Annotated in this window: 1 protein-coding gene; it reads right to left on the reverse strand. The window is 66.0% G+C overall.

Annotation, left to right across the window (positions count from 1 at the left end; translation table 11 throughout):
- Nucleotides 1–412: SDR family NAD(P)-dependent oxidoreductase (locus DEQ92_RS22520; RefSeq protein WP_394338724.1), on the reverse strand; the 412-nt coding region annotated here is incomplete at its 3' end.
- Nucleotides 413–462 lie beyond the last annotated feature (50 nt).

The raw sequence follows: 462 nt of genomic DNA on the forward strand, positions 1-462 counted from the left end.
CTGAGACGGCGTTCAGCGCCCCTTCTCCGACGGTTTCGAGGATTCCGTCGATCATCGGCGTGGCGACCCCGGTCGGGGCAACCGCGTTGACGGTCACGTCGTACTCGGCGAGTTCGAGCGCGAGCGCCTTCGTCAATCCGACGACGCCGTGTTTCGCCGCCGCGTAGTGCCCTGACCCCTTCGACCCGACGAGACCGGCGGTCGACGCTGTCGAGACGATGCTCCCTCCCTCGCCGCGGTTGATGAAGTGCTGGCCGACGTGCTTCGCACAGAGCCACGCACCCTTGAGGTTCGAGTCGACCAGTTCGTCCCACCGGCGTTCGGCCATCTCGACGAGGTCGGTGACGTTCCAGATCCCGGCGTTGTTGGCGAGGATGTCGATCTTTCCCATTTCGTCGCCGGCTCTCCTCACGGCGGCTTCGACCTGCGCCTCATCGCGGCCGTCGACTCGAAGCCGTAGTG

Origin of the sequence: Haloferax sp. Atlit-6N, from assembly GCF_003383195.1 — an archaeon.
In the GTDB taxonomy this organism is placed as follows: Archaea; Halobacteriota; Halobacteria; order Halobacteriales; family Haloferacaceae; genus Haloferax; species Haloferax gibbonsii.